Source organism: Streptomyces sp. NPDC005728 (assembly GCF_040630895.1).
Taxonomy (GTDB): Bacteria; Actinomycetota; Actinomycetes; order Streptomycetales; family Streptomycetaceae; genus Streptomyces.
The window spans coordinates 1-1,662 of sequence record NZ_JBEXYL010000280.1 but is presented as its reverse complement, the minus strand read 5'-3'; the positions used below and the strand labels follow the sequence as shown (position 1 = coordinate 1,662).

The 1,662-nt window shown below is 69.7% G+C and carries 1 protein-coding gene; it reads right to left on the bottom strand.

The window, feature by feature from the left end:
• Positions 1 to 50 precede the first annotated feature (50 nt).
• A complete protein-coding gene (locus ABZ471_RS48560; protein ID WP_359075593.1) occupies positions 51 to 1,559 on the bottom strand; it encodes an ISL3 family transposase in 1,509 nt (502 codons plus the stop codon).
• Positions 1,560 to 1,662 lie beyond the last annotated feature (103 nt).

Below are 1,662 nucleotides of genomic sequence, written 5' to 3'. Positions count from 1 at the left end.
CGGGTCTTCCAAGATTTTCGTAGCCGTTGATCGTTGGGCCCGCGGGAGTGTCAGCTGAGCAGGATGCGGTGGCGGAGGAGGCGGTAGCCGGCCCGGCCGTAGGTTTGGCGCTTGAGGAGTTTGATCTTGTTGTTGACGCCCTCGGTGCGCCCGTTGTGGTGAGGCAGGGTCAGTGCCGCGTCGACGGCGACCCGGTCGCGTTCGAGGCCGGTGGCGAAGGAGTGAAGGAAGGGCAGGTCGGCGTCCCGGGCTCGGGCAATCCAGCCGGTCAGGGCCTTTGCGTTGCCCGGTGAAGGGGACAGCAGGCGGGCGAACTCGCCGACCAGGGCGGAAAGCGTGCTCATCTCCGGGCAGGCCGCGGTGAGTTGGTCACGCAGGACGCGTTGCTCGTCGCGTTGGCGAGCGGGGTCGGCGAGGAGGAGGCCGGTGGCTTTGCGCGGGGACAAGGCGGCGTGGTCGGCCTCGACACGACCCTGGTTGATGTAGCGGACCAGCAGGTTCGCGCTGCCGCGGTAGCCCATCTGTCTGATCTCGTGCAGGAGGTGGGTGACGGGCACGGCCGGATCCTCTGCCCGGCGCCGGCGCAGGTACTCGCGGTAGGGGTCGACCAGGGTGGGCCGGTAGGCCGGGGCCCGGACCATCTGCTCGGGTTCGGGGTGGCGGGCATAGCGCTTGACCGTGTTCAGCGCGAGGTTCAGCCGGCGGGCGCAGTCGAGCAGACCCACCCCGGCGTCCAGGAGCTGGTGCACCTGGCGCCAGCGTTCGCGGGTGGTCGTGGCCCGTCTTCCCTCGGACACCGGCGGGCCGATTGTGGCCCAGCAGGCGCTGTGCGCGGCGACTTCCTTCCAGGCTGTCTCGGCCAGGCCGTGCCACAGGTGCCAGCGGTCCATGCATTGCGTGATGGTGGGGTCGGCGTCGGTGACGGCCTGGGCGAAGTCCGAGGCCCCGTCCCGGGACACGATCTCCACTCCGCGATGCTCGCGCAGCCACGCGGTGACCGATTCCATCTTCCGGTCGGGCAGAACGTCGATCCGCTGCCCGCTCGCGGCATCGATCAGGATGGTCGCGTACCGCTTTCCCCTGCGTAGGGCAAACTCGTCGACCCCCAGCACCCGGGGCACCGGCCGCTCGGGGAGCGGGATGCGCAACAGACAGGCCAGCAGGGTGGCCCAGCTGAGCACCTGGTGCAGGTGCTGCAGCAGGCGGGCGCCGGCCGTGCCCGCCAGGGCGCGGGCCACCGCCTCCACCACCGTCTGCAGAGCCGGGGTCCGGCGCTGGTAGCGCACCGTCAGCCCCTCGACCTGCTCAGCGAACGTCTGCTTCGCACAGTCCGAGTTCTCGCAGTACATCCGTCGCACGGACAGGTCGACCATCACCGGGCGGCCACCAACGGCCTCGTCCGCGACATGCCGCACATACCGGCTGTGCTCCCAGTCCGACGCCCGCCCGCACCCCGGACAGGAAGCCGGGACACCAGCGGGCGTCCGTGCCGTGATCCGTACCAGATTCTCGCCGGCCTCAACTGTCTCGACCTGCACCGCGGCCAGCTGCGGCAGCAGGTCCTCCAGCTCGATGGCACACGCGGTCAGCGTGCCACCATCAACACCCTTACGCCACAGCCCAGTTCACACGATCAACGGCTACGAAAATCTTGGAAGACCC